1 protein-coding gene is annotated in these 1301 nt (G+C 52.4%); it reads right to left on the bottom strand.

Annotated elements, in window-relative coordinates; translation table 11 throughout:
* Positions 1 to 377: 377 nt before the first annotated feature.
* The coding region (locus V6D20_19440; GenBank protein HEY9817957.1) for a hypothetical protein at positions 378 to 1301 on the bottom strand (924 nt) is incomplete at its 5' end.

Below are 1301 nucleotides of genomic sequence, written 5' to 3'. Positions count from 1 at the left end.
TTGGCCTATAACATCGCGTATCGGTTCATGGCTGGCGGCTTCTGGATTCCATGGATGGGGTCGCTGACACACTACCACCGGCACGATATTGAGGTTTACTGGCCTAGGCTGCGTATTGTTGTGCAGCTTGGGGATCATGTGTTCTATGAGCCACGGAGGGGATAGTTATGGCTTCATTAGCGTGTTTTGTTTCGTCGATAGTGTGCTTCGTTAATGGCGATATACTGCTTGGCGTCGTGTTTTTCATTGCCTGCCTTGATTGACATGAACCCCTACGCAATAGCCGCCCTGACCCTTCTAGGAATGGCAGCCTTGACCACTGTTATCGTGTTGGTAGTGGTCAAGGTGGTTGGTGATGAGATGGATAGGAGCGATGGCTAGACCATGCCCAGATTAACAGTGTGCCGCTCAACTTCCCCATGATCACGGTGCAGGACAATGCACTTGCTATCCTGCCCTGATCTATACCCGCCCCACGTTGCGTATGCGTCTTTGGCTGCCAACGTCCTGAATGATTCCTGCGTTACGCCTGCAAACTCTTTCTTGGTGTCGTGGTGTATGTGCCCGGTGTACCAATAGCGATGCTTTGTGCGGCCCCACATTTCAGGCTGATCGGCTGCCATGACTCCAGGCAATGCGACTGGCTTGCAGCTATGTCCGTGGTGCACGCCAAACATGCAGTTACCCCACTCGACGTAATGAAACGGGGTTGGCGAGTCGTCAACGATTACCCGTGGCTCATTCTCATACATGATGCCCAGCGATACCGATAGAAACTGGCTGCTGGTATCGTCATGGTTCCCGGTTGCATTGATTACCCTGACGGTGTTGTGGTGCTCAAGCGCTGACGCGATCATCTGGCGCATGATCTTCATGCCCACGCGAATCATCTTAGCAAAGCGCCCGTCTGTGTCTAGGCTGTGCCCTGATCGGCTTGTGGTGCCTTCCATGTTGTCAGTGTGAAAATAGTCACCAAGGTTAACAATGACAGCCTCATTGCAATGCGGCGCGGTTTTCACCAGCCGGGCGAACACGGCGCAAAACTTCTGCTCCGCTATCTTTAAATCCCAGTCCTGACCAGTTTCCTCTGCCCACGAAAGAACCCCGATATGTGGATCCCCAAGCGGATATACAGCCATTAGTTCTGAATTGTATTGGTTTCTTGGTATGCTTTCTGAGGGTGGTATTCTGGGGAGGTCTTCAGATAGCGAGGCTATGGCTTCGCGCATCAATTCAAGCTGCCTTTCAGCATCCTGATTTGTCTTCACCCATTGCAGGCGAGGCTTGCCGTCTTCGTCGTA

The sequence above is a fragment of the Candidatus Obscuribacterales bacterium genome (assembly GCA_036703605.1).
Classification (GTDB): domain Bacteria; phylum Cyanobacteriota; class Cyanobacteriia; order RECH01; family RECH01; genus RECH01.
The sequence above is the reverse complement of the archived record's forward strand: the minus strand, read 5'-3'. Positions and strand labels throughout refer to the sequence as shown.